Source organism: Mycolicibacterium chengduense (assembly GCF_033741155.1).
Classification (GTDB): domain Bacteria; phylum Actinomycetota; class Actinomycetes; order Mycobacteriales; family Mycobacteriaceae; genus Mycobacterium.
The window spans coordinates 298,623-321,252 of sequence record NZ_JAWQNH010000006.1 but is presented as its reverse complement, the minus strand read 5'-3'; the positions used below and the strand labels follow the sequence as shown (position 1 = coordinate 321,252).

Here is a 22,630-nt window from a genome sequence, read left to right as displayed (position 1 = left end):
GCCGGCCGCCACCGAGCCACTCTCGGCAAAAATTTATCCTATATTCGAATCTGTAGTCATATCGCGGCGCTCACGGGGCGGTGCGAGCCCGCGAGATCGTCCGAGGAGAATCGGTGCCCACTCAACGCCGCCGCCGCGCGATAGCCATGAGCCCTGACGAGATCGACGCGTTCCTCGCCGATCAGCGGACCTGCCGGGTCGGTACCGTGGGCGCCGGCGGCGGCCCCCATGTCACGCCACTGTGGTTCGCGTGGGACGGTGCGGCACTGTGGTTGTACTCCATCGTCGACAGCCAGCGCTGGACCGATGTCCACCGTGACCCGCGGATCGCTGTCGTGGTCGACGCCGGCGAGGACTACCGCGAACTGCGGGGCGTCGAGATGGCCGGCACCGCCACAGTGGTCGGCGAAGCGCCGCGCACGGGCCTGGCCCACCCCGAACTCACCGTGCCGGAGCGGCTGTTCGCCGAGAAGTACTTCTCGGGGGCACCATTCGTCGACGATGGCCGCCACGGATGGCTGCGCATGACGCCGTCGACCATATCCAGTTGGGACTTCCGGAAGCTGCGCGTCCGAGATCGATGACGGCTCTACCGCAGTCGTCGGGCACACCGTCCGCCGACGTGGCGGCGGCCCCGCCGGACCACGGCCGGCGCGGGGCTAGCCGACGAGGTACAACCCGATCAGCAGTGCGGCCACCCCAACATTCCACGCGCCGAATACCGCTTTCAGCACCGATGGCGCGTCGCGCAGCTCCATGAAGTACCTGCCGACGAAGTGCACCTTGACGAACGCAATGACGATGATGCCGACCGCGGCATAACGATCCGGCAATTCATGCCCGACGCCCAATGTCCACGATGCCAGGGTGGCGGCGACGAGTACGAACCAGACGACGGATGTGCGGTCGCGCAGCAAAGTTTTGAGCATCATTTCACCAAGTAGAGCAGTGCGAAGATGACGATCCACAGCAGATCCACCATGTGCCAGAAGCATGCGGCCCCTTCGAGGTAGCCCACATCGCGATCACCCAACACCGGTTTGTGGGTCAGTTTCACGATGAGCCCGAGCAGCGCCAGGCCGAGCAGGACATGGACCAGGTGCAGCCCGGTCATCACATAGAAGTACATGAAGAACTGATTTGTGGCCGGCGTGATGCCGTGGGCGATCTTATCGGCGTACTCCAAGGTCTTATTGGCTACGAAGATCACGCCGCACGCCATCGCCGCGTAGATCAGCCACCGGGCAAGCGGTCGTGCGCCCGCGCGTACGGCCCGCACCGCGTTGACCACCAAGAGTGAACTGGTCAGCAGGACAAGGGTATTGACGACACCGAAGGTCTGGTTCAGCCCCTTCTGGGACGTATCGAAGAGAGCGGGGTCCTGTCCGCGGTAATACATGTAGACACCGAAGAGCATGGCGAATACCGTCATGTCCCCGAACACGAAGACCCAGACGCCTTCTTCGGCCGGCAGCCGCCGCTCTGATCGAGATTGACCGGCGATCACGTCACCGGTAGATGTATTCACGACGTGGGCCCCCCTTCGTTGCGGATCCGAGCCGAGCTCGCGTAATTTAACATGAAATAAAAACCAGGTAAGGTGCCTTTATGCTCAATCAGCTCAGCGACGAGGAATCCTTCCTGATCCAGACGGTGCGTGCGTTCATCGATCGTGATGTCAAGCCCACGGTGCGGGAAGTGGAGCATGCCAACTCCTATCCCGAGCGCTGGATCGAGCAGATGAAGCAGATCGGGATCTACGGGTTGGCGGTGCCGGAGGCCTACGGCGGCAGCCCGGTGTCGATGCCGTGTTATGCGCAGGTCACCCAGGAGTTGGCACGGGGGTGGATGAGCCTGGCCGGGGCGATGGGTGGGCATACGGTGGTGGCCAAGCTGTTGGCGTTGTTCGGTACCGAGGAACAAAAGCAGCAATATCTGCCCAAGATGGCCACGGGGCAGATCCGAGCCACCATGGCGCTCACCGAGCCCGGCGGTGGGTCAGATCTGCAGGCCATGACCACCGTGGCCCGTGCCGAAGGCGATCAGTTGGTGATCACCGGCGCCAAGACCTGGATTTCGAATGCGCGGCGCTCGGATCTGATCGCATTGTTGTGTAAGACCGATCCGCACGCCCAGCCCCGCCATGCGGGGATCTCGATCGTGCTGGCCACCCACGGCCCGGGTCTGACGGTGTCACGGGATCTGCCCAAGCTGGGCTATAAGGGGGTGGAGTCATGCGAGTTGGCTTTCGACGACTACCGGGTCCCGGCCGGGGCGATTCTGGGTGGGCAACCTGGCCACGGTTTTGCGCAGATGATGAAAGGGCTGGAGACGGGACGGATTCAGGTCGCGGCTCGGGCGCTCGGGGTGGGCAGTGCCGCATTGGAGGATGCGTTGGCCTACGCCCAGCAGCGTGAAAGCTTCGGCAAACCCATCTGGCAGCATCAGTCGATCGGCAACTATCTGGCCGAGATGGCCACCAAGCTGACCGCTGCGCGTCAGCTCACCTGGTATGCCGCTGCGCGGTACGACAGCGGGCAGCGCGCCGATATGGAGGCCGGGATGGCCAAGCTGTTCGCCTCCGAGGTCGCCATGGAGATCGCGCTCAACGCAGTACGCATCCACGGCGGGTACGGCTACTCCACCGAGTACGACGTCGAACGCTACTTCCGCGACGCGCCGTTGATGATCGTCGGTGAAGGCACCAACGAGATCCAACGCAACGTCATAGCCGCCCAGCTGGTCGCTCGCGGCGGTATTTGAGCGCAGCAGCCGAGCGCGATGCCCGGGGTTGCCGCATACAGCGGGTCGATGGGCACGCGCAATCGACGGGACACACCGTCGACCACGCCGCCACCGCTGACGCGTCGGACACTCCTATCATCAACCAATGTCCACCAAGCTCCCGATATCCGACTCGGGTGACAGCAAGGCGCAGCGCACCCGGATGCGAATTCTCGATGCCGCCGCACAAGTACTCAGCGTGCAGGGATACGCCGGGACCCGGCTGACCGATATCGCCGACAAGGCGGACCTGCGGGCTCCGGCGATCTACTACTACTTCAAATCCAGGGAAGATCTCATCGAAGAGGTCATGTTCGCCGGGATCAGCGACCTGCGCAGCTATCTCCAGGCGGCACTGGACGCGCTACCCCCGGAAACGCCGCCCATGGACCGCATCATGACCGCCGTGGAATCCCATCTGCGCCATGAACTCGAACTGTCCGACTATGCCCGCGCGTCGATTCGCAATTCCGGCCAGATCCCCGCGCACTTGAAGGCCCGGCAGAAGAAAGAGGAAGCGGCGTACAACAAGATCTGGCGTGGGCTGATGAGCCAGGCCGCCGCCGACGGCCAGCTCCGCGAAGACCTCAATCCGTCGTTGGCGCAAGCCCTGGTGCTCGGCGCGCTGAACTGGACGGCGGAGTGGTGGGATCCACGACGCGGTTCGGTCGAGACGATGGTGTCCAATGCGCAGGCGTTCGTCAAGCACAGCCTGTCCCCGCTCCCGAAGCCGCAGCGCCAGCGCCGGCGCCGCTGAGTAGCTCGGATCTGGCAGCGCCGTAAGGGCATCCGGCTAGGATCATTTTTGATTCTATGTTAAATTCAGTTCATGACTGAGGCTTATATCGTTGACGCCACCCGGACCGCGGTGGGCAGGCGCAAAGGCGGCTTCGCGGCCGCGCATCCGGCCGATATGGCTGCCCACGTGATCAAGACGTTGGTACAACGTCACGACGTCGACCCCGCCGCCATCGACGACGTCATCCTCGGATGCCTGGACAACATCGGCTCCCAGGCCGGCGATATCGCCCGCACCGCGGCCCTGGCGGCCGGGCTGCCCGAGTCCGTCCCCGGCGTCACCATCGACCGCCAATGCGGATCAGCACAGCAGGCAGTGCATTTCGCGGCGCAAGCCGTGATGAGTGGGACCTCCGAACTGATCGTCGCCGGCGGCGTGCAGAAGATGAGCCAGTACCCGATCCTCAGCGCATTCGCCGCCGGGGAACCGTTCGGCGCCACCGACCCGTGGACCGGGTGTGAGGGCTGGCGAGCACGCTTCGGCGACCAGGAGATCTCCCAGTTCCGCGGCGCCGAGATGATCGCCGAGCAGTGGAAACTCAGCCGCGAAGACAACGAACGCTTCGCCCTGGAAAGTCACCGGCGGGCCCTGGCCGCAATCGGCGAAGGACGCTTCACCCGCGAGATCACCGAGTACGCCGGTATCAGTGTGGACGAAGGCCCTCGCGCGGATACGTCCTTGGAGAAGATGGCCGCACTCCCCACCCTCGTCGACGGCGGGGTGCTGACGGCTGCTGTCGCAAGCCAGATCTCCGATGGAGCGGCTGCGTTGTTGGTCGCGTCCAAATCCGCCGTCGATCGATTCGGCCTGACACCCCGTGCCCGCATCCACCACATCTCGGTCCGCGGCGCTGACCCGGTGATGATGCTGACGGCGCCCATCCCGGCCACCCAACATGCGCTCAAGCGAACCGGCCTGTCCATCGACGATATCGATACCGTGGAGATCAACGAGGCTTTCGCGCCGGTCGTGCTCGCGTGGCTGGCCGAACTGGGTGCCGACCCGGCGCGCGTCAACCCCAATGGCGGGGCGATCGCGCTGGGCCATCCGATCGGCTGTACCGGTGCCCGCCTGATGACCTCGATGCTGCACGAACTGGAGCGCACCGGCGGACGGTTCGGGCTGCAGACCATGTGCGAAGGCGGCGGACAGGCCAACGTCACCATCATCGAGCGGCTGTAACGCATGCGACGCTCACTCTACGAACCCGATCACGAAGCATATCGGGAGACCGTACGTGAATTCCTCGCCAGAGAAGTCGTTCCCCATCAACATGATTGGGATCACGACCGATGGATCGATCGTTCGGTGTTCGCCCGCGCAGCCAAATCGGGCATCTACGCCCTGCAGATACCCGAACAGTACGGCGGATCGGGCGAGCCCGACTACCGGTACCGGATGGTGGTCTGCGAAGAGATCGCCAGGATCAACGCCCTGTCGTTCGGGTTGACCATCAGCCTGCAGGACGATCTGGTGCTGCACTACCTGCTCGATCTGACCAATGACGAGCAGAAGGCCCGCTGGCTCCCGGCTTTCGCTGCCGGCGAGGTGATCGGCGCTCTGGCGATGACCGAACCCGGCGCGGGCAGCGATCTCCGGGGTATGCGGACCACCGCGCGCCGCGATGGTGACCGATGGATCCTCAACGGGCAGAAGACCTTCATCTCCAGCGGGATCATGTCCGACCTGGTGGTGGTGGCGGCCCGCACCGATCCCGACGCCGGCTCACGAGCCTTCAGTCTGTTCGTCGTCGAGCGCGATACGCCCGGCTTCGAGCGCGGCCGCAAGCTCGACAAACTCGGCCTCCCGGCACAGGACACCTCCGAGCTGTACTTCCGTGATGCGGTCGTTCCTGCACGGAATCTGTTGGGCGAAACCGGACTCGGCTTGCAGTATCTGATGAGTCATCTCCCCAGGGAGCGTCTCGGTGTCACCGCGAAGGCGCTGGCGACCACCCGCGCGATCTTCGACATGACCGTGCAGTACTGCCAGAATCGTCAGGCATTCGGAGCTCCGTTGACCGACAAGCAACATGTCCGGTTCGAGCTGGCCGAGATGTCCACCGAGATCGACATCGCCGAGGCTTACACCGATCGCAGTGTGCTGGCCTACAACGCCGGCGAACTGACACCCGTCGATGCCGCCAAAGGCAAGTGGTACGTGAGTGAGCTGCAGAAGCGGGTGATCGACCGGTGCCTGCAGTTGCACGGCGGCTACGGTTACATGCTCGAATACCCGGTGGCCCGAGCGTATCTGGACACCCGCATCCAGACGATCTACGGCGGTACCACCGAAATCATGAAGGAGATCATCGGCCGCGATATCGCGGGAGCCTGACTCCCGTTCGGCCCGAATCGGGCGACGCTCAGGCCGCGCGGTGGAATAACCCCTCGATCAGGCGTCGCCGCTGCGCCCATCCCGCCGAACGGAGATCGACGTGGCCGGACTCGGTCACGATCACCTCGACATCGTGGGCAGGGGTCGATGCCGGTCTGCTCAGCTGCTCCACAAGGGTTGAGCGGCCGTTGAATCGGGTGGGAACCGCGATGATGGACAGTCCACCGCGATTGAGCCGAGCCGCAGTGCAATAGTCCGGGTGCCCGCCGATGCCACCCACCACTTTCTCGCCCACGCCCTCGACATTGACCTGGCCGAACGGGTCTATCTCGATGGCCGTGTTCACCGCGACGAACGGCGTCCCCCTGGAGAGCCGGGTCAGGTCATGGCTGTGCTCGATGCCGCGCAGGATCGGCCGCCCGTCGGCCCATCGGTACAGTTCGGTGCTGCCGAACAGGTAGGTCGCCGACGGCTCTCCGATCAACAGACCCCGCCGTTGCAGGTCCATCACGGCATCGGTAAGTAACCCGGTGTCGACGGCCAACGCCTTGGTGGACCGCTGTAGTACTGCGGTGCCGAGCTGACCGGGGCCGTACTGCAGGCGCGCCCCCTCCGGGATGAGGTGCAGCACCCGATCGGCCAAGGCCTCATGCAGCCCTTCCGTGGGACGCTCGGGGGCGTTGGCCGGCGCGTCGCCGGCACACCCGATGACCGTCACCCGGTCCACCGGAACCGGCGGCCCGGCGCAGGCTGACGGTGCATCGTCGTCGAGTACCGCCCAAACCGGGACTCCGACGTCGACCAGCGCCTGTTGCCAGGACACCTCGGTGCAGAACTGCAGGCCGTCGCCACGGCGCGTCATCCGGGTGATCAGGGCATGCGGGCGCAGATGCGACGTCAGCAGGGCCGGGACGGCTGCCAAGCTCGTCGGTATCGCTGTGGTGGCGGCGTGCGGCAGCAGCGAACGCACGCCCCAGCCGGGCATGAGGGTCACGATTCCGTGGAAGGCGTTCGGGTCGATGCCGTGCGGGGCGGTCGGACTCCACCCCAGTACGACGGTGAGACGCGTATCGGCAGGGACGCCGGCACGGAGCAGCTCGCCGATCGACCGGCCGTCGTCGAGCAGGTTCGCCGCGCCCACCCCGTCGCCGAGGGCGATCACGATCTCGGGCCCGGCGCACCGGCTGAGTTGAATCCCGAGTTGAGATGTCGAGGACACGGATAGCTAACGGCTTACGCCGGCTGCCGTGAGCATGGCTCGACGGTCGACGACCTTCACCCGCGGGCGGCTGGTGGCGGAACCTTTTTCGCGTTCGACGGCGTCGATGAGATGCCATCCCGCCAGGGTGACCACCTCGACGCCACGCTCGGCGAGTGTGGCGTCGAGGTGTTGGTGCGAGGTCGGTTTCGGCAGCACCCCGGCCCGAGCATCGGCCAGGAGATTGGTGACCGTCTCACGGGCGCACAACCGGTTGGTGCCGATCACCCCCCTTGGTCCGCGTTTGATCCATCCGGTGACATAGACACCCGGCTGCACCATACCGTCACGCAGCACGCGGCCACCATCGTGGGGAACGATCCCGGCGACCTCGTCGAACGGCAGACCCGGCACCGGGGTGCCACGGTAGCCGATGGACGTCAGGACCAGCGAGGTGTCGATCGAGTGCACTCCGCAATTATCCTGCAGTGCAACAGCACTGACATGTGCATCACCCTCCAGGCGTACCGGGCGCGCACCGAAGCGCAGCACGATGCGCTTGTTGCCGGGGGTCGGCGGCCGCTGGGCGTACTCGCGCACGAGATCGAATTTCACAGCCCCCTCGTGATCGTCGGGCCGCTCCCCCAGCTCGCCTTCCACGGTCACGTCGACCCCGGGCAGGGTGCCGAGTGCCAACAGTTCCCCGACCGAGAAGGCACCGTCGGCCGCACCACGGCGACCCACCACCACGACCTCGCGCACACTGCCGGCTGCCAGCTGATCCAGCGCGTGTGCGGCAATATCGGTGGTCGCCAACCGATCTCGGTCTGACACCAGCACCCGCGCGACGTCCAGCGCGACATTACCGTTGCCGATGACCACCACGCGAGGCCCGGTCAGGTCAAATCGCTGTCCGGCATAGTCGGGATGGCCGTTGTACCAGTTGACGAACGCGGCAGCGGGCGCGGTGCCGGCCAATTCTTCGCCGGGGATCCCCAGTTCGCGCGCTTGCGAGGCACCGACCGCGTAGATCACGGCGTCATGGGTGGCCGTCAGCTCGTCGTGACTGATGTCCTGGCCGACAACTACATTGAAGAAACAGTTGACGTTGGGGGCGGCCAACGCGGTCTCGAATACCTGGGTGACGTCTTTGGTGCGTTGATGATCGGGCGCCACCCCGAAACGGACCAGTCCGAAGGGCGTCGGCAGTCGATCGAACACGTCCACCTGCACGCCGCTGGTGCGGGCGAGGTCGGCGACCGCGTAACACGCCGCCGGGCCTGCTCCCACCACAGCCACCCGCAGCGCGTCCCGGCCCACCGCCCCGGGCGACCACTTCGCCGGCGCGGGACGTATCGACAACGGCTCGGCGGCGAAGTAGGCGGCGTTGATCTCCGTGAAGCGCTGTTGGGCGGCCGGCACGTCGTCCTCATGGTAGATCGCGCCCACCGGGCACACCGCCACGCAGGCACCACAGTCGACGCAGGTGCCCGGATCGATATAGAGCATCGGTGCGGCCGCGCCGGTGGGTCCGGGCACCGGCCGGATGCAGTCGACGGGACAGACCGGCACACAACTGGCGTCGGTGCAGCAGTTCTGGGTGATGACGAAAGCCATGACGGTTTCGGGTTACCTCTCCTGAGGCCGGCTGGGAACGGGATCGCACTGTCGCCGGGGTCGACCGGCAGTGGGCAGTGGGCAGCGGGCAATCGGCGACGGTCAATCGGCGACGGAGATGGCACCGGTAGGGCAGTTGGACACCGCCTCCTGTGCTGCCACCCGGTCTGCGTCTGCGTCGCCGATCACATGGGACTGGCCGTCATCACCGATCTCGAACACGGTCGGCGCGGTCATCTCACACATCCCGATGCCCGAACACCGGGTGGTGTCGATGCGGATATTCATTCAGAACAGCCTTCTCATGATCTTCAGGGCCCGGTCGGTATAGGGCGGGTAGGTCAGTTGTGGGTCCGGCCAGGTGGCCTTGGCGAGCACGGCGCGCCGGTGGCTGAGTGCTTCGAATCCCCAGCGGCCGTGGTACTGACCCATGCCGCTGGCACCGACGCCACCGAACGGAAGCGCGGGGACCAGGCAGTGGATGGCAACGTGGTTGATGACCGCGCCGCCGGAGGGTATCCGGTCGACGAGATCGCGACCACGCTGCGGCGAGCCGGTGAAGACATAGAGCGCCAACGGTTTCGGCCTGGAGTTCACGAATCGAACCGCCACCTCGGTCGATTCCACCGTCAGAACGGGCAGGATCGGCCCGAAGATCTCGTCTGCCATCACCGGGTCGGTCGGGGCGGGGTCACGGATGACGGTCGGCTCGATGGTCAGCGTCGCGGCGTCACGTCCGCCCCCGGTGACCGTGACGCCGGTGCTGGCGTCCAGTAGTGCACTGAGCCGATCGAACTGGCGGCGATTGACGATGCGTTGCCCCGCGTGGCTCTGCTGGGAATGCATGGCCGCGATCGCGGCGACGACCTTGTCGGTGAACGCATCGGCAACGGTGCGTTCCACCAGAACGTAGTCGGGTGCGATACAGGTTTGACCGGAGTTCATGAGCTTGACCCAGGCGATCCTGCGGGCCGCAACGTCCAAGTCGGCATCGGCAGTGACCAGAACCGGGCTCTTGCCGCCGAGCTCGAGGGTGACCGGTGTCAGGGTCGGCGCAGCGGCGGCCATGATCTTACGCCCGATCTCCGTACCGCCGGTGAACAACACGTGGTCGAATCCCGCGGCGATCAGATCACCGGTGGTGCCGGCATCTCCCTCCACCACCCGAACAGCTTGACTGTCAAGATATTTGGGTACCAACTCCGCGAGCAGCTCGGAGGTCGCCGGAGCAAGCTCGGACGGTTTGAGCACCGCGCAGTTGCCCGCCGCGATCGCCGCCACCAAGGGTGCGATGCTCAGATAGAACGGATAGTTCCAGGGGCCGATGACCAGGACCACGCCCAGGGGGTCATATTGCACCCATGCGCGGCCCGGTCGTTGTGCCAAGGGCAACGATTGCCGTCGACGGCGCATCCACTTCTTCAGGTGCTTGCGTGCGTAGGCAGCCTCCCCCTTCGTCGACGCAATATCGCCCAGCCAGGCCTCCACTGCCGGGCGGCCCAGATCGGCGGCCAGGGCGGCCGAGATCGCCTGCTCCTGTTCGTCGCACATCGCTTCGATCGCCGCCAGCTGTTGCAGTCGCCACTGCAACCCCTTGGTGCGGCCCGAGGCGAACGTCTGTCGCAGCGCACCGAGCGTGCTGATCGCGTCGTGTTGTGTTGGCGCGGCAGCTTCCGTGTGAACCGTCATCCGGGATACCTCAGAACTCCGGCTTGGGGACCACGCCGGTGCTCACCGCGCCGGTAATTCCACCGTCCACGGCCAGTGCCTGGCCGTTGACCCACCGCGCGGCATCCGACGCCAAGAACAGCACCACCGAGGCGACGTCGTCGGGCTGGGCATGGCGCCCCAGAAGCTCTTTGACACCGTCGAGGGTGTCTTTGCCCATCGACTCCTCGAAGTCGACGAGGATCGGGGTTTCCACCGGGCCGGGCAACACGGCGTTGATGCGTAAACCCATCTGCGCCAGAGCCAGTCCCATCGACTGGGTGTACACCGTGGTGACTTCCTTGGAGAAGTTGTAGGCGTTGCCCTGCTGGGGGTGGGCCTTGAACCACGCCGCCCCCTCTTCGAAGGTATCGGTGGCCAGTACGTCGCGGATCACCTCCAGGCGCTCCGGCCAGCCGAACCCGGCGGTCGAGGAGACGATGGTGATCGAGCCCCCGGGCGACAGTCGTTCGAAGAACGCTTCACTGAGATGCCGGACGGCCAGACTGTTGACGGCGAACACCAGGTCGGCTGGTGCCGTCCCAGGGATACCGGCAACGTTCATCAGCCCGTCGTAGGGCCCGTCGAGTGCCTCCAGGGCGGCATCGATGCTGCGCGGATTGGCCAGGTCGACCTCGAGATGGCGGGTCACCTCGGCCCGCGGGCGGTTACGGTCGAGACTGGTCACCGCCGCGCCGGCGGCCAACAACTGCTCGGCGACGGCGTGACCGATGCCCGAGGCGGCTCCGGTGACGACATAGTGTTTGCCCGAGAACTCGGTCAAGGTGTACCTCCGGTCAGTCGAGGGTGTAGGGCAGGGACTTCACGGCGTGGACGAAATTGCCGGTCAGGTATTCGGGTTCACCGACGCGCAGGGTCGGAGCGCGGTGGATGAGCTCGCGGAAGATCGCCTCGAGTTGCATCTTGGCCAGGAACGCACCCATGCAGAAATGCGGGCCACCGCCACCGAAACCGAGATGCGGGTTTGGCGCCCTGGTGATATCGAACTGCTCCGGGTTGACGAACACGCGGTCGTCACGATTACCCGAGGAATACATCATCAGGACCCATTCACCTTCGCGGACCAGTTGGCCGCACAACTCGGTGTCCTGGGTGGCGGTCCTGCGGAAGGTCATCACCGGGGTTGCCCAGCGGACGAACTCCTCGATGGCCGGATTGATGTGGGCGTCGAAATCGCGCTCCAGCAGCGCACGCTGGTCCGGGAATTGCTGCAATGCCATCGTGGTCAAGGTGACGGTGTTGCGGGTGGTGTCATTACCAGCGACGGACAACAGCACGAAGAACGCGCCGAGCTCTTCGTCGGTCAGCCGGCGACCATCGATCTCCGCCTGCACCAACAGCGACATCAGGTCCGATGTGGGGTGAGCGCGGCGCTGTTCGGCGAGTTCGAGTCCGGCGCTGAGCATCCCGACCAGTGAATCGTTGAGGACTTCACCCGATTCGCGGCCGGCAGCCACGTCGGCGTCGGCCCACGACACCATGCCGTCGGCGTTGTGCGCGGCCTCCTCCCGGTACTCCTCGGGCAGCCCGATCATCTCGTAGATGGTCCACATCGGCAGCCGTTTGGACACCTGCTCGACGAAGTCCCCGCTGCGCGTGGCGAGAAGATCGGTCACGATCGTCGAGGCCTGAACCTTGATCTGATCCTTGATCTTGGCGACCTGGCGGGGGGTGAACACGGAGCTGATCAGCCGGCGCAGCGTGGAGTGCTGGGGACCGTCCATGGCCAGGAACGATTGTGCGGCATCCAGGATGTCCTCGGGCACCGCCTCGATCATCACCCCCCGTCCGGACTGGAACAGGTTGGGGTTCTTACTGACATAGGCGATGTCCTCGTGCCTCGTGACGGCCCAGAGGCCGTCGATCTCGGCCTCCATGAGCGCGCCTTCGATGGGCGGATGCCAGCTCAGCGGGCGTTCGTCGCGCAGGATCTTGAACGACTGCTCGCGTTCTTGTGCGGTCTTGGCCCAGAAACTCAGCGGTGAGATGCTGACCTGGTCGTATGATCTTGTCGCCGTGAGTGTTTGGCTTGCCATCAGTGAACCTCCGCGTACCGTTTGAGGAGCTGGCGTTTGGCCAGCTTTCCGGTTGCCAACCGCGGCAGCGTCTCGACGAAGTCGACGCTGCGCGGTGCCTTGTAGTGCGCGATGCGTTCGCGCACATAGCCGATGATTTCTTCGGCGAGTTCGTCGGTTCCGAGGTGCCCCGGCCGCAGTTCGACGACGGCTTTGACCTGCTCGCCCATCTCCGGATGCGGTACCCCGATGACGGCGACGTCGGCGATCTTGGGGTGCATCGTCAGCACGTTCTCGATCTCTTGGGGATAGATGTTCACTCCGCCGGAGATGATCATGAACGCCTTGCGATCGGTCAGGAACAGGTAGCCGTCATCGTCGACGTATCCGAGGTCGCCGACCGTCGACCAGTTCGGGTGCGCGGGATGGCGCGCGCCGGCGGTCTTCTCGGGGTCGTTGTGGTACTCGAACGGTGGTTGGTCCCGCTCGAAGTAGACCGTGCCGATATCCCCGGCGGGCAATTCGACACCTTCGTCGTCGCAGATATGCAACGTCCCCAGGGCCGCGCGCCCGACCGATCCCCGCTTGGACAACCATTCCGGGGTGGTCACGACGGTGACACCGTGTCCTTCGGTGGCACCGTAATACTCCACCAGGATCGGCCCCCACCAGTCGATCATTGCCAGCTTGGCATCCGGGGGGCAGGGGGCGGCCGCGTGGACAGCGAGTCGTAGCGATGACGTGTCGAAACCGCGGCGCACATCATCGGGCAACTGGAGCATCCTGATGAACATGGTCGGGACCATCTGTGTTGCCGTGATGCGTTGTTTCGCAATGGCTTCCAGTGCCGTGACGGCGTCGAATTTCTCCATCAGCACCACCGTTGCACCGAGTGCGTGCACCGCCGCGCACCACTTCAACGGTGCGGCGTGGTAGATCGGCGCCGGGGAGAGATAGCGATCTTCGGCCGTGAACCCGAAAGCGTGGGCCAACATCCCGACCACCGGGTCACCGGGTTCGTCCACCTGGATGTCCGGCAGCGCGGGTTTGATCCCCTTCGGTCGACCGGTGGTACCCGAGGAGTAGAGCATCTCGGCGCCACGCGGCCGGTCGGGAAGCGGTGCGAACCGATCGTCGATCAGGACGTCATATGGCTGATAGCCGGTGATGTGACCGCCGAAGGCATACCGTCGGAGCACACCGGGGGTCAGCGACGTGAGGGCTTCCGCGAGTTCGCGCACACCCGCCGAGGCGAACAGGACAGTGGCGCCGGAGTCGGTGGCGATGTAAGCCGCTTCCTCGGGGGCAAGATGCCAGTTGATCGCGGTGACGTAGAGACCCGACCTGATGGCGGCCCAGTACACCTCGAACGCCTCGACGGTGTTATCCGACAGCAGGGCGATGACGTCACCGCGGCGCAGGCCGAGGTCGTGCAACGCACTGGCGATCGAGGACGAACTGCGCTCCAGCTGGGCGTAGGTGAGGGTCCGGCCCGACTCGGCCATGATCACGGCCGGTCGTTCTGGCGCGGATGCCGCGTGGATACCCGGAAACATCGCTCAGGCCAGCAGGTCGTCGCGGCCGTCTGCCTTGAGACGCTCGATATAGGCCGGGTAGAGCTTCTTGCCCAACGGAGCCAGTTTGAGCAGGCTGGCCACGTTGCCGTCGACCCTGATCTTCTTCTTCGCCATGGCCAGCGGCAGGTTCACCTTGCCCTGCCAGTAGGCGTTGCCGGTGTCGGCGGTCATCGCCATGGTGGCCAGTGGCGCGGGTCCACCACCGAGCCCTTCGCGCACCGCCTTGTGCGGCATATCGATCACGACGATGGCCTCGGGTTCGGTGAAATCGAACGCGACCACGAGCCCGGTGGCCTCGAGTTTGGGGCCGATCTCGGGATCATCGAAGGCGGCCTCGAAGATACCGCCGATGTACTTGGTGACCTCGGCCGAACTGGCGAACCCCATCGTTCTCCTTAATTTACGTTCAATTCAAATATTGAGTTGCACCACAGTGCGAACACGGCTGAGACCATAGTCACACCGACCGCTCCATAAGTCAACTTATGGAGCGGCGTGTCCGCGGCTGCACCGGGTCGCATCATCTCGGCGATGAGACGGTGAGAGACCCTGCCCCACAAGGTTTCCGGTGAGTACGCTCGCGAATTCACCGGTTGGACGGGTCCGGCGGCAGGTCCTCAGTACGCCGCAGCTGGATGTGCCGCCGACACGGCGTCGTCGTCCCGCAGGGCCGCAGCCCGCAGAACCAGACCCATCCCGACGAGAAAGACGCTGTAGGTGGTCAGCGCCAACCAGAAGACGAACACGCCCCGCCAGGAGAACGGCCCGCCGTGAAAGAAGAAAGCCAGCTGGTCCGGCAGGAACGAGGCGGCGATCCAGAAGTTCATGTACCCAACCCACCGAGGCAGTGTCTGATTCGGATCACGCAGGATCGCGGTGCCGATCGAGATGTTCTGGATGATGAACGGCGCGATCGGCGTGATGAACACCAGCCAGCTGATGTCGTTGAGAGTGACCGTCAGCTCCGGGTTCCGGTCGGGCCGGAACGCCGCGACGGCCATCAACAGCATGGGCAGCAACAGCAGCACACCGGTGGCAGCGCCGGTGACCAGCTGCAACAACGTCAGCAGCGGGCGACGCCCCTCGATCCGCAACATCTGATAGCCGATCAACGCGATCAGCGGGAATACCAGACAGATGCCGAGCTGCGCGATCACCAGGCCGGCAAGCACCCGGGTGTCGTGGCCGTAGAAATTCACGACCTCTTCGGTGCTGCTGGACGCACCCAGTGGGATCGGCAGGATGCCCGCGATGAGCCACCCGCACAAGGTGACGACAACTGTGGCAGGCCCACACCAGGCGCAGATGAGCTGAAGACGACGCGACATGTGAGACACCCACCCATCGGAACGAATCTAATTCTCGTTAGAATATGACTGTGACGCGCGCCACCGCAAGGGCGAGTTTCCTAGCTATCCTGTCCCCTGTTGGCGCGCAGCAGGATTCGCGCGGCGCGGTCGACGACCGGTTTGTCGACCATCTTGCCGTCGACGACGCACGCCTTGCCGGCGACCGCCACAGCGGTGACCTTTCGGGCCCACTCCACTTCCCGCGGCGACGGTGCGAAGCCCTCGTGCACCGTGGCGATCTGCTGGGGATGGATGCACAACTTGCCGCCGAATCCCAGCGTCACCGCATGGGACAGGTCCCGCCGAAGCCGACTCGCATCGCCGAGTTCGGTGGTGACTCCGTCGAGTGGCGCCGGGCGACCCGCGGCGGCCGAGCCGAACACCACCGCGCTGCGCGCGTACTGCAGTGCCGAAGCCTGGTCGGGATCGACGCCCAGTTCGGCGCTCAGGTCGATACTGCCGAAGGCAGCCCGAACCACCGCGGGAACGCCGCAGATCTGCGCGGCCGCGCAGACCCCCGCCGCTGTCTCGATGAGCACGACAGCGGGAGTGTCGACAGCCAGCCGTTCGGTGACGCCGGCGACGTGTGCAGCGCTGTGCGCCTTCGGAATCATCACCGCCGCCCGGTGCCGACAGATCATGGTCAGGTCGGCGTCATGCCACGGCGTGTCGGTGCCATTGACGCGGACCACCACGGGCGCACCACAGCGGTCGAGATAGTCGTCGACCGCTGCTCGTGCCGCATCCTTGTCCCCGACCGCCACGGCGTCCTCCAAGTCGAGGACGACGATGTCCGCGCCACTGGCAAAAGCCTTGGCGAAGCGGTCGGGGCGGTCACCGGGGACGAACAGGGCGCTGCGGGCGGTGGCGATCCGCTCGGCGAGACCGCTCAGCGCAACACCATCGGCTTGTGCGCCGCGACGATCTTGTCCACCACGATCTTCGCCGTTTCCGCGCACGCCGTGGTGCCGCCATTGGCGTACTCCTTGACACCGTCACCGACGTTCCACAGCCCCGCGAACGGCGTCTCATGGGTGAGGTCGTAGCCGGCCACCGCACGCTGTGGCGGCCAGTCGTCCCGGGTGATCGCGATGTTCAGTATCCGTGCGCGGCTGTCGAAATCAGCGATGTTGTCCCGCAGGTCCTGCAGCAGGAGTTCGGTTTCGGCGGCCTCGTCGAAGTCGCCGGTGGGATTGTCCGGCACTGACGTTCCGACGTACAGGTTCCACCCTGACGGAGCCATCTCCGGGCACACATCGGTGAAGTTGGCAATGTAGGCCAGCCGGCGCGACTTGGCGAAACTCAACATGCCGGGCACCTCGACGAGTCGCTCCTGGCTGGCGAAGTTGACCGAGATCATCGACGTCGGCCGGTCGGCCTTTTTCACCAGCTCTTGATAGTCGGGCGGAACGTTCTCCGCCCCGATCAGCGCCACGGTGGCGGCCGGTCCGACGTCGCTGACCACAACCGGTGCATTGATGCGCACACTGTGACCATCACGCAGCACCTCGACACCGGTCACGGCGCCGTCGCCGTCGGTGCGAATCTTCGACACCGCGGTCGACAGCCAGATCTGCCCGCCATTGGCCACGACCGCATCGGCGAGCGCACGCCAGAGTCCGATGGTGCCCTCCGGGTGGAAACCGAACCGTTTGAACGCACTCTTGCGCGTGAAATAGGTCAAGAACACCCTGGCCGGCAGGTCTTCGGACCCAACGGCGAACACCGAGGCGCACATGTTGCGAAAGATTCCGTGCACCCCTTCGTTCTTGGTGTACTTGGAAACCCATTCGGCCGTGGTGATCTCGTCCTCGGGCAGCCCTGAGTCGTTGCGCGCGGCACCGATCCCCTTGACCAGCTTGGCACCTTGGCGGGTCAGCTTGCCCAGCAGGAAACCCCAGCCACCGCCGGTGACATCGACATCCTTACCTGCGATGCGGTAGAGGATCGGCGGCTTGGGCTCGCGGATGTCGAAACGGGCTCCCACCTCACGGCAGGTGTCTTCGGTGATGCCGCCCACCTCGATGACGATCGCCCCGGTGTTGACCTTGAAACCGTCGATATCGTCGGTGGATGCGCGGCCGCCGACCTTGTCCAGCCGCTCGACAACCAGGGTGCGATAACCGGCCTTGGCCAGCCGGGCGGCGGTGAACAGGCCACCTGCCCCCGCACCGACCACCACCGCGTCGAACGCGTTGTCCGCTGACGTCATTGTCCGTTCTCCTTCGATGCTGGGCTGAGCTGTCAGTACGAGCGGGGCAGGCCCAGCGAGGTCTGCGCCACGAAATTGAGGACCATCTCCCGACTGACGGGCGCGGTACGCATGAGGCGGGTGACGAACCACAATTCGGACAGCCCGTACTCGTGGGAAAGACCGTTGCCGCCGTGGGTTTGGATGGCTTGATCGAGGGCCTTGAGGGCCGCTTCGGATGCCGCGAACTTGGCGATGTTGGACGCCTCACCGGCGGGCTGTCCCGCATCGAACTGTTGCGCGCTGAGCGCCGTCGCCAGTCGGCTCAGTTCCACCGCGATGTGGCTTTCGGCCAGCGGGTGGGCCACGCCCTGGTGCGCACCGATGGGCGTCGACCACACCGTGCGCTCCTTCGCGTACGCCGTCGCCTTGTCGATCGCGTACCGGCCCACACCACCGCAGATGGCGCCTACCAGGATCCGCTCGGGGTTCAGGCCGTCGAACACCTGCCGTAAACCGTTGCCCGCCTGCCCGATCAGCGCCTCTTCACCGATCTCCACCTCATCGAGGAACACGGTGAACTGCTTGTCCGGCGACACGATCGAGGTCTCGATCTGCTGGTAGCTCAGTCCCGGGGCATCCGTCGGCACCACGAACAGGGACAGCTTGGACTTCTCCGGGGTGGAGTGGTCCGCATCGCGCGCGACCACCAGGACCGCATCGCACTGGTCGATCGCCGAGATGTAGTACTTCGATCCCGACAGCACCCATCCGGTCGCGGTCTTGCGCGCGGTGGTCTTGACGTTGTGACTGTTAGAGCCGGCATCGGGCTCGGTGAGCCCGAACGCCATCTTCTGGCTGCCATCGGCGATCCCCGGTAGCCAGCGGCGCTTCATTTCCTCCGAGCCGTGCATGGCGACGATGCATCCGCAGATGGCCGGCGAGATCACCCAGATCAGCATCGGCATCCCGTGTGCGGCCAACTCTTCCACCACGACCACGGCCTCGGCCATCCCGCCGCCACCGCCACCGTACTCCTCGGGCAGGTGCACCCCGAGCAGGCCGGCCGCACCGAGGTCCTTCCACAGTTCCTCGATACCTTCGCCGGTCCGGCCCCGCTGCAGGAAGTATTGCTGGCCATAACGATTGGCGATGGCGGCGACGCTCTCCCGGATCGCCTTGTGCTCGTCGGTGTCGCGGATCAGTCCGGTCATGTCAACGTCCTTCGAAGATCGGCGTTCGTTTGTCTGCGAACGCGGAGATGGCAGCCGCGGCGTCGCGGGTGTTACCGGTGCAGACGGTGCCGCGCAGTTCGGCGGCGAGCTGGCCGGGTAGATCGTTGCCCCAGCTCTCCCTCAGCAATGCCCGCATCGTGGCAAAGGCAACGGTCGGTCCCTGCGCCAACTCGCGCGCCAGCTCGATGGCCCGAGTGCGAAGTTCGGCCGCGGGCACGATCTCGTTGACCATGCCCCACGCCAGCGCGTCCTGCGCGGTGATCGGCGTATTGCGCAGGTAGGCCTGCGCGGCCCGGCGCGGCCCGATCAGCCGAGGCAGATGGTAGGTACCGCCGCCGTCTCCGGACAGACCGATGCCGGCGAAGGCCGCGACGAACCGGGTGTCTTCGGCGGCCAGGACCAGGTCGGCGGCGTAGACGAAGCCCAGGCCGCCGCCGGCAACCGCGCCATGCGCGGCCGTGACGATGGGGGCCTCGACGCGGCTGAGGATGTCGAATCCCTCGTGATACGGCCGGATCATCTTCTCGAAGAGTTTCGCGTAACCCTCTGCGCTGCCTTCGAGAAAGTAGGAGATGTCTCCGCCGACGGTGAGCGCCGGACCGTTCCCGCAGATCAGCACCGCCCGCACCGAACGATCGGCGGCGATCCGGCGGGCCACCTCCAACGTCTCCTGCCCCATCCGCAGATTGATGGCATTGCGCTGGTCGGGTCGGTTCAGGCAGACCGTGGCCACCCCGTCCTCGACCCGGTAGTCGATGGTGTGCAGACCGTCGTCTCCATCCAGAGCCGCATGCCATGCAGCGGTATCGGTGAGCTGATGCAACGAGACGATGCGGCCGTCGACGTCGAAGGCCAGCACGTGGACGAAGGCAGCCTCCAGTGTCGCGCCGCTGCGCCGCGCGTGGCCGAGATAGGTGCCGATCACGACGAGCCGGCCATCTTCGAGAAGCTGGAAATCCTCGGCCACCGCCCGGGCCTTGAAATGCTCGCCGATCCGCCACCACAGCCTCGTGCGCATCGCCTCCGGCCCCACATGGGTGCCACCCATCTGCAGGGGAAGGCCCTGCGCGGCGTGGCCCACGAACTCCGGTGCGAGCAGGCGGTCCAATGCCTCGGCGTCACCGGCGGCAAGGGCGCGGTAGAGCTCGTCGGCGGTACCGACCTTGGCGTCGCGGGTGAGGTCAACCGACATAGCGCACAATCGATTCGATCACCGCGGCCGGCTTACCGGCACCTTCCACCTCGATGGTCGTGACCAGCGTCGCCTGCACCGCGGAATCCAGCTTGTGGACCGCTGCGATCCGCGACGATGCCCGCACCTTGGCTCCCACCGGCACCGGCGTGATGAACCGGACCTTGTCGAAGCCGTAGTTGATGGCCATGGCGACGTTGTCGACGCGATAGAGCTCGTGCATGAACCGAGGCAGCAGCGACAACGTCAGCAGACCGTGGGCAATGGTGCCGCCGAACGGTCCGGTCGCAGCCCGCGCGGGATCGACGTGGATCCACTGGTGGTCATCGGTGGCCTCGGCGAATGCATCGACGCGCTGCTGATCCACGGCCAGCCAGTCGGTGGGACCCAGTTCGGTCCCGGCGGCAGCCTCGAACTCGCCGAGGTTGTCGAACACCTTCATGCCCTTCGAACTCCTTTTCTCAGTTTCCGCTATACGTGGGCGCCAACGGGTTGACCGTCACGCATCTGGTCGAGGTACTCGGCCATTCCGCCGAAACCGCTGCGGCCGTCGAGGTTCCAGCGGATCGCCGCCTCCACGATGCGGGTGCTGGCCACGCCGTCGGCACCGCGGTGCCGCAACGGAACCGAGCACGTCGCCTCGCCTTGGAGTCGCCACTGCCGCGATCCCGCGGTCAACGACACCCCGATGCGGCGCTGGAATCCGTCGGCGTCGCGTTCGGTGGTGATGCTGATGTCGTCACACGGATGCATCCGCCCGCCCGCGAAGACGAAGCCGCCCCGCCGAGACGATCCATCCTGGTCACCGAAATATGCTGCCATGAAACCGAAATCGCCTGAGCAGCCATGCAACCACCGATAGAAGTAGGGAGCCTGCCACGAACGGGGTCCCCACGAGTGGTCCCGCAGCCCGTGTCCACGCACGGTCTGCACCCGATCGGCGAGCGCGACGCTGCCGGTCACCACTGCGAGCTGTTCGTAGTGATTCGGCGCGAAGGACTGCGCTCCAGACTCGAACGTCTGCTCGTGGAACGGCGCCATGGCGACGTACCGCAGCTGGATGCGCGTGGCTACGACCGGGCTGGCGGCCAGTGCCGACTTCGGATCACTGAGCGCACGCGGGTCGGACAACACGTTGACCTGCCCGTCGAAGCGGACCGTGACATCCTGCATCGGACGCGCCACCTCCACCGACAGTCCTCCGGCGTTCATCTCGGTATTGCCGGCGACCGCGGGTCGCAGGAAGCCGAACCCGACGGTTCCGTCCGGGAAGTAGAGACAGACCGTCCGCTCCCCCCGGCCCTCGTTGGGTCGGTTCGCCAGCCGCACGAAACCGGCGAGGCCGGTGTTGTCGTCGTGGAACTCGAAGTACATCGACTCGTTGAAATCGGATTCCTGCCCGACCGGGTGGGTGTAGTCGTCCAGCACGGTGACCATCGAGCCGATCTCCTTTGCCGATCCGGGAAAAGTTTTGAATTTCTCTTCGAGGCGCCACTCGATTTACTGGACTGCTGACATCCACGCTAACACATTTTTTCTAGTTTCTGTTAAATTTTTGGGACGGCACAGCGAGAGGTGACCATGACACAGGCATCAGCTGCGGGAATGTGTGGCGACGCGGAACCCATCACGAATTCCGTGACGTGTGTACCGCTTCCACTGCCGTTGCCGGATCTTCAGGTGGTCAACGCCTACGTCATCGGATCGCCGTCCGGCGTGACGCTGGTCGACCCGGGCTGGGCGTATCCGCCTTCGGAGGCGACTCTGACCCGCGCGCTACACGCGCTGGGCTATGGCATCTCCGACGTGGTCCGGATCGTCGCCACCCACCAGCATTGGGATCACTACTCACTCGGCGTCGGGTGGCGAAACCGTTACGGCATGGAACTGATGCTGGGCCGCGAGGAACGGCACAGTATCGACGCCTTTCATCGGCGACCCGACGTCGTCCACCCCGTGCAGGTGGACATGCTCCGTGCGGCCGGCGCACCGGCGCTCGCCGCGGCCGTCGACGCCCTGCAGTGGGAACCCTACGAGCGCGACGTGCCGTTCGGTACGCCGGATCGGTGGCTCGACGACGGTGATGTGATCGACTGCGGCGCAATACAGCTGGTGGTACGCGCAACCCCCGGCCATACGAGGGGCCACATCGTGTTCGAGGACGCCGCCGGTGGCCAGATGTTCACCGGCGACCACCTGTTGCCACGGATCACACCGTCGATTGCCTTCGAGCGGGCACCGGGGCGGCTTCCCCTGCGCTCCTATCTCGACTCCCTGCGCCTTGTGCTGAGCCTGCCCGACGCACGGATGTTGCCCGCACACGGCGGTACAGCACGTACCACCCACGCCCGCGCGCAGGAGTTGACAGAGCATCACCGGACTCGGCTCGTCGTGGTCGGCGACCTCGTGGCAGCCGGGAGCGAGACCGCATTCGAGGTCGCCTCGAAGATGCGGTGGACCCGACGCGAACGACGTCTTGACGAACTGGACGTGGTGAACCGCATGACGGCCGTTCTGGAAGTGCAGTCCCATCTGGATCTGCTGGTTGCACAGGATCGCCTGGCCGCGGTGCTCGAGCACGGCGTGCGCCGGTTCGCGACGGTCTGAC

The 22,630-nt window shown here is 65.4% G+C and carries 23 protein-coding genes; 6 read left to right on the top strand and 17 right to left on the bottom strand.

The window, feature by feature from the left end; all coding sequences use genetic code 11:
* The first annotated feature begins 113 nt into the window (after positions 1-113).
* On the top strand, positions 114-584 hold the full coding sequence (locus tag SBI67_RS23550; protein ID WP_318982867.1) for a pyridoxamine 5'-phosphate oxidase family protein: 471 nt from the start codon (positions 114-116) through the stop codon (positions 582-584).
* Positions 585-659: 75 nt separating this feature from the next.
* Here SBI67_RS23550 and SBI67_RS23545 read toward each other — a convergent pair whose 3' ends face one another.
* Positions 660-932 (bottom strand): cytochrome C oxidase subunit IV family protein, encoded by a 273-nt coding sequence (locus SBI67_RS23545; protein WP_318982866.1) that lies wholly within the window; start codon positions 930-932, stop codon positions 660-662.
* The gene (locus SBI67_RS23540; RefSeq protein ID WP_318982865.1) at positions 929-1,507 is read right to left on the bottom strand and encodes a cytochrome c oxidase subunit 3; all 579 of its coding nucleotides are present in this window, start codon (positions 1,505-1,507) and stop codon (positions 929-931) included. The genes SBI67_RS23545 and SBI67_RS23540 overlap by 4 nt, the downstream gene beginning before the upstream one ends.
* A 101-nt stretch (positions 1,508-1,608) precedes the next feature.
* On the opposite strand from SBI67_RS23540, the gene SBI67_RS23535 reads away from it, so the two are divergent.
* From SBI67_RS23535 to SBI67_RS23520, 4 genes are all read left to right on the top strand, one after another.
* A complete protein-coding gene (locus SBI67_RS23535) occupies positions 1,609-2,763 on the top strand; it encodes an acyl-CoA dehydrogenase family protein (RefSeq protein WP_318982864.1) in 1,155 nt (384 codons plus the stop codon).
* 127 nt (positions 2,764-2,890) lie between these two features.
* Positions 2,891-3,541: a TetR/AcrR family transcriptional regulator gene (locus SBI67_RS23530; RefSeq protein WP_489685571.1), complete on the top strand. Its 651-nt coding sequence runs from the start codon at positions 2,891-2,893 to the stop codon at positions 3,539-3,541.
* Positions 3,542-3,613: 72 nt separating this feature from the next.
* Positions 3,614-4,765 (top strand): acetyl-CoA C-acetyltransferase, encoded by a 1,152-nt coding sequence (locus tag SBI67_RS23525; RefSeq protein ID WP_318982863.1) that lies wholly within the window; start codon positions 3,614-3,616, stop codon positions 4,763-4,765.
* Between the two features lie 3 nt (positions 4,766-4,768).
* Positions 4,769-5,920, top strand: coding sequence for an acyl-CoA dehydrogenase family protein (locus SBI67_RS23520; RefSeq protein ID WP_318982862.1), 1,152 nt, complete (start codon positions 4,769-4,771; stop codon positions 5,918-5,920).
* 28 nt (positions 5,921-5,948) lie between these two features.
* Here the strand turns inward: SBI67_RS23520 and SBI67_RS23515 are convergent, their stop codons facing one another.
* From SBI67_RS23515 to SBI67_RS23445, 15 genes are all read right to left on the bottom strand, one after another.
* Complete coding sequence (locus SBI67_RS23515; RefSeq protein ID WP_318982861.1) at positions 5,949-7,139, bottom strand: acetyl-CoA hydrolase/transferase C-terminal domain-containing protein; 1,191 nt, start codon at positions 7,137-7,139, stop codon at positions 5,949-5,951.
* Between the two features lie 6 nt (positions 7,140-7,145).
* Complete coding sequence (locus SBI67_RS23510) at positions 7,146-8,735, bottom strand: FAD-dependent oxidoreductase (protein WP_318982860.1); 1,590 nt, start codon at positions 8,733-8,735, stop codon at positions 7,146-7,148.
* A gap of 102 nt (positions 8,736-8,837) precedes the next feature.
* Positions 8,838-9,023, bottom strand: a complete 186-nt coding sequence (locus SBI67_RS23505; protein ID WP_318982859.1) for a ferredoxin — start codon at positions 9,021-9,023, stop codon at positions 8,838-8,840.
* Complete coding sequence (locus tag SBI67_RS23500) at positions 9,024-10,424, bottom strand: aldehyde dehydrogenase family protein (protein WP_318982858.1); 1,401 nt, start codon at positions 10,422-10,424, stop codon at positions 9,024-9,026.
* 10 nt (positions 10,425-10,434) lie between these two features.
* Positions 10,435-11,226 carry a coniferyl-alcohol dehydrogenase gene (locus tag SBI67_RS23495; RefSeq protein ID WP_318982857.1) on the bottom strand — a complete coding sequence of 264 codons (792 nt, stop codon included), beginning with the start codon at positions 11,224-11,226 and terminating at the stop codon, positions 10,435-10,437.
* A gap of 13 nt (positions 11,227-11,239) precedes the next feature.
* Entirely contained in the window at positions 11,240-12,499 is a 1,260-nt protein-coding gene (locus tag SBI67_RS23490; RefSeq protein WP_318982856.1) for a cytochrome P450, read from the bottom strand.
* Positions 12,499-14,034 carry an acyl-CoA synthetase gene (locus SBI67_RS23485; protein WP_318982855.1) on the bottom strand — a complete coding sequence of 512 codons (1,536 nt, stop codon included), beginning with the start codon at positions 14,032-14,034 and terminating at the stop codon, positions 12,499-12,501. The genes SBI67_RS23490 and SBI67_RS23485 overlap by 1 nt, the downstream gene beginning before the upstream one ends.
* Before the next feature lie 3 nt (positions 14,035-14,037).
* On the bottom strand, positions 14,038-14,442 hold the full coding sequence (locus tag SBI67_RS23480) for an SCP2 sterol-binding domain-containing protein (RefSeq protein ID WP_318982854.1): 405 nt from the start codon (positions 14,440-14,442) through the stop codon (positions 14,038-14,040).
* A gap of 230 nt (positions 14,443-14,672) precedes the next feature.
* Positions 14,673-15,383: a hypothetical protein gene (locus SBI67_RS23475; RefSeq protein ID WP_318982853.1), complete on the bottom strand. Its 711-nt coding sequence runs from the start codon at positions 15,381-15,383 to the stop codon at positions 14,673-14,675.
* Between the two features lie 80 nt (positions 15,384-15,463).
* Complete coding sequence (locus tag SBI67_RS23470; RefSeq protein WP_318983041.1) at positions 15,464-16,297, bottom strand: HpcH/HpaI aldolase/citrate lyase family protein; 834 nt, start codon at positions 16,295-16,297, stop codon at positions 15,464-15,466.
* On the bottom strand, positions 16,294-17,616 hold the full coding sequence (locus SBI67_RS23465; protein WP_318982852.1) for a phytoene desaturase family protein: 1,323 nt from the start codon (positions 17,614-17,616) through the stop codon (positions 16,294-16,296). The genes SBI67_RS23470 and SBI67_RS23465 overlap by 4 nt, the downstream gene beginning before the upstream one ends.
* A gap of 32 nt (positions 17,617-17,648) precedes the next feature.
* The gene (locus SBI67_RS23460) at positions 17,649-18,809 is read right to left on the bottom strand and encodes an acyl-CoA dehydrogenase family protein (protein WP_318982851.1); all 1,161 of its coding nucleotides are present in this window, start codon (positions 18,807-18,809) and stop codon (positions 17,649-17,651) included.
* Between the two features lies 1 nt (position 18,810).
* The gene (locus SBI67_RS23455; RefSeq protein WP_318982850.1) at positions 18,811-20,022 is read right to left on the bottom strand and encodes an enoyl-CoA hydratase-related protein; all 1,212 of its coding nucleotides are present in this window, start codon (positions 20,020-20,022) and stop codon (positions 18,811-18,813) included.
* Positions 20,012-20,464 carry a MaoC family dehydratase gene (locus SBI67_RS23450; RefSeq protein WP_318982849.1) on the bottom strand — a complete coding sequence of 151 codons (453 nt, stop codon included), beginning with the start codon at positions 20,462-20,464 and terminating at the stop codon, positions 20,012-20,014. Before SBI67_RS23450 ends, SBI67_RS23455 begins: the two co-directional genes overlap by 11 nt.
* 29 nt (positions 20,465-20,493) lie before the next feature.
* Positions 20,494-21,459, bottom strand: a complete 966-nt coding sequence (locus SBI67_RS23445) for a DUF7064 domain-containing protein (protein WP_318982848.1) — start codon at positions 21,457-21,459, stop codon at positions 20,494-20,496.
* Positions 21,460-21,660: 201 nt separating this feature from the next.
* Here SBI67_RS23445 and SBI67_RS23440 point away from each other — a divergent pair, with 201 nt between their 5' ends.
* Positions 21,661-22,629: an MBL fold metallo-hydrolase gene (locus SBI67_RS23440; RefSeq protein ID WP_318982847.1), complete on the top strand. Its 969-nt coding sequence runs from the start codon at positions 21,661-21,663 to the stop codon at positions 22,627-22,629.
* Position 22,630: the final 1 nt, after the last annotated feature.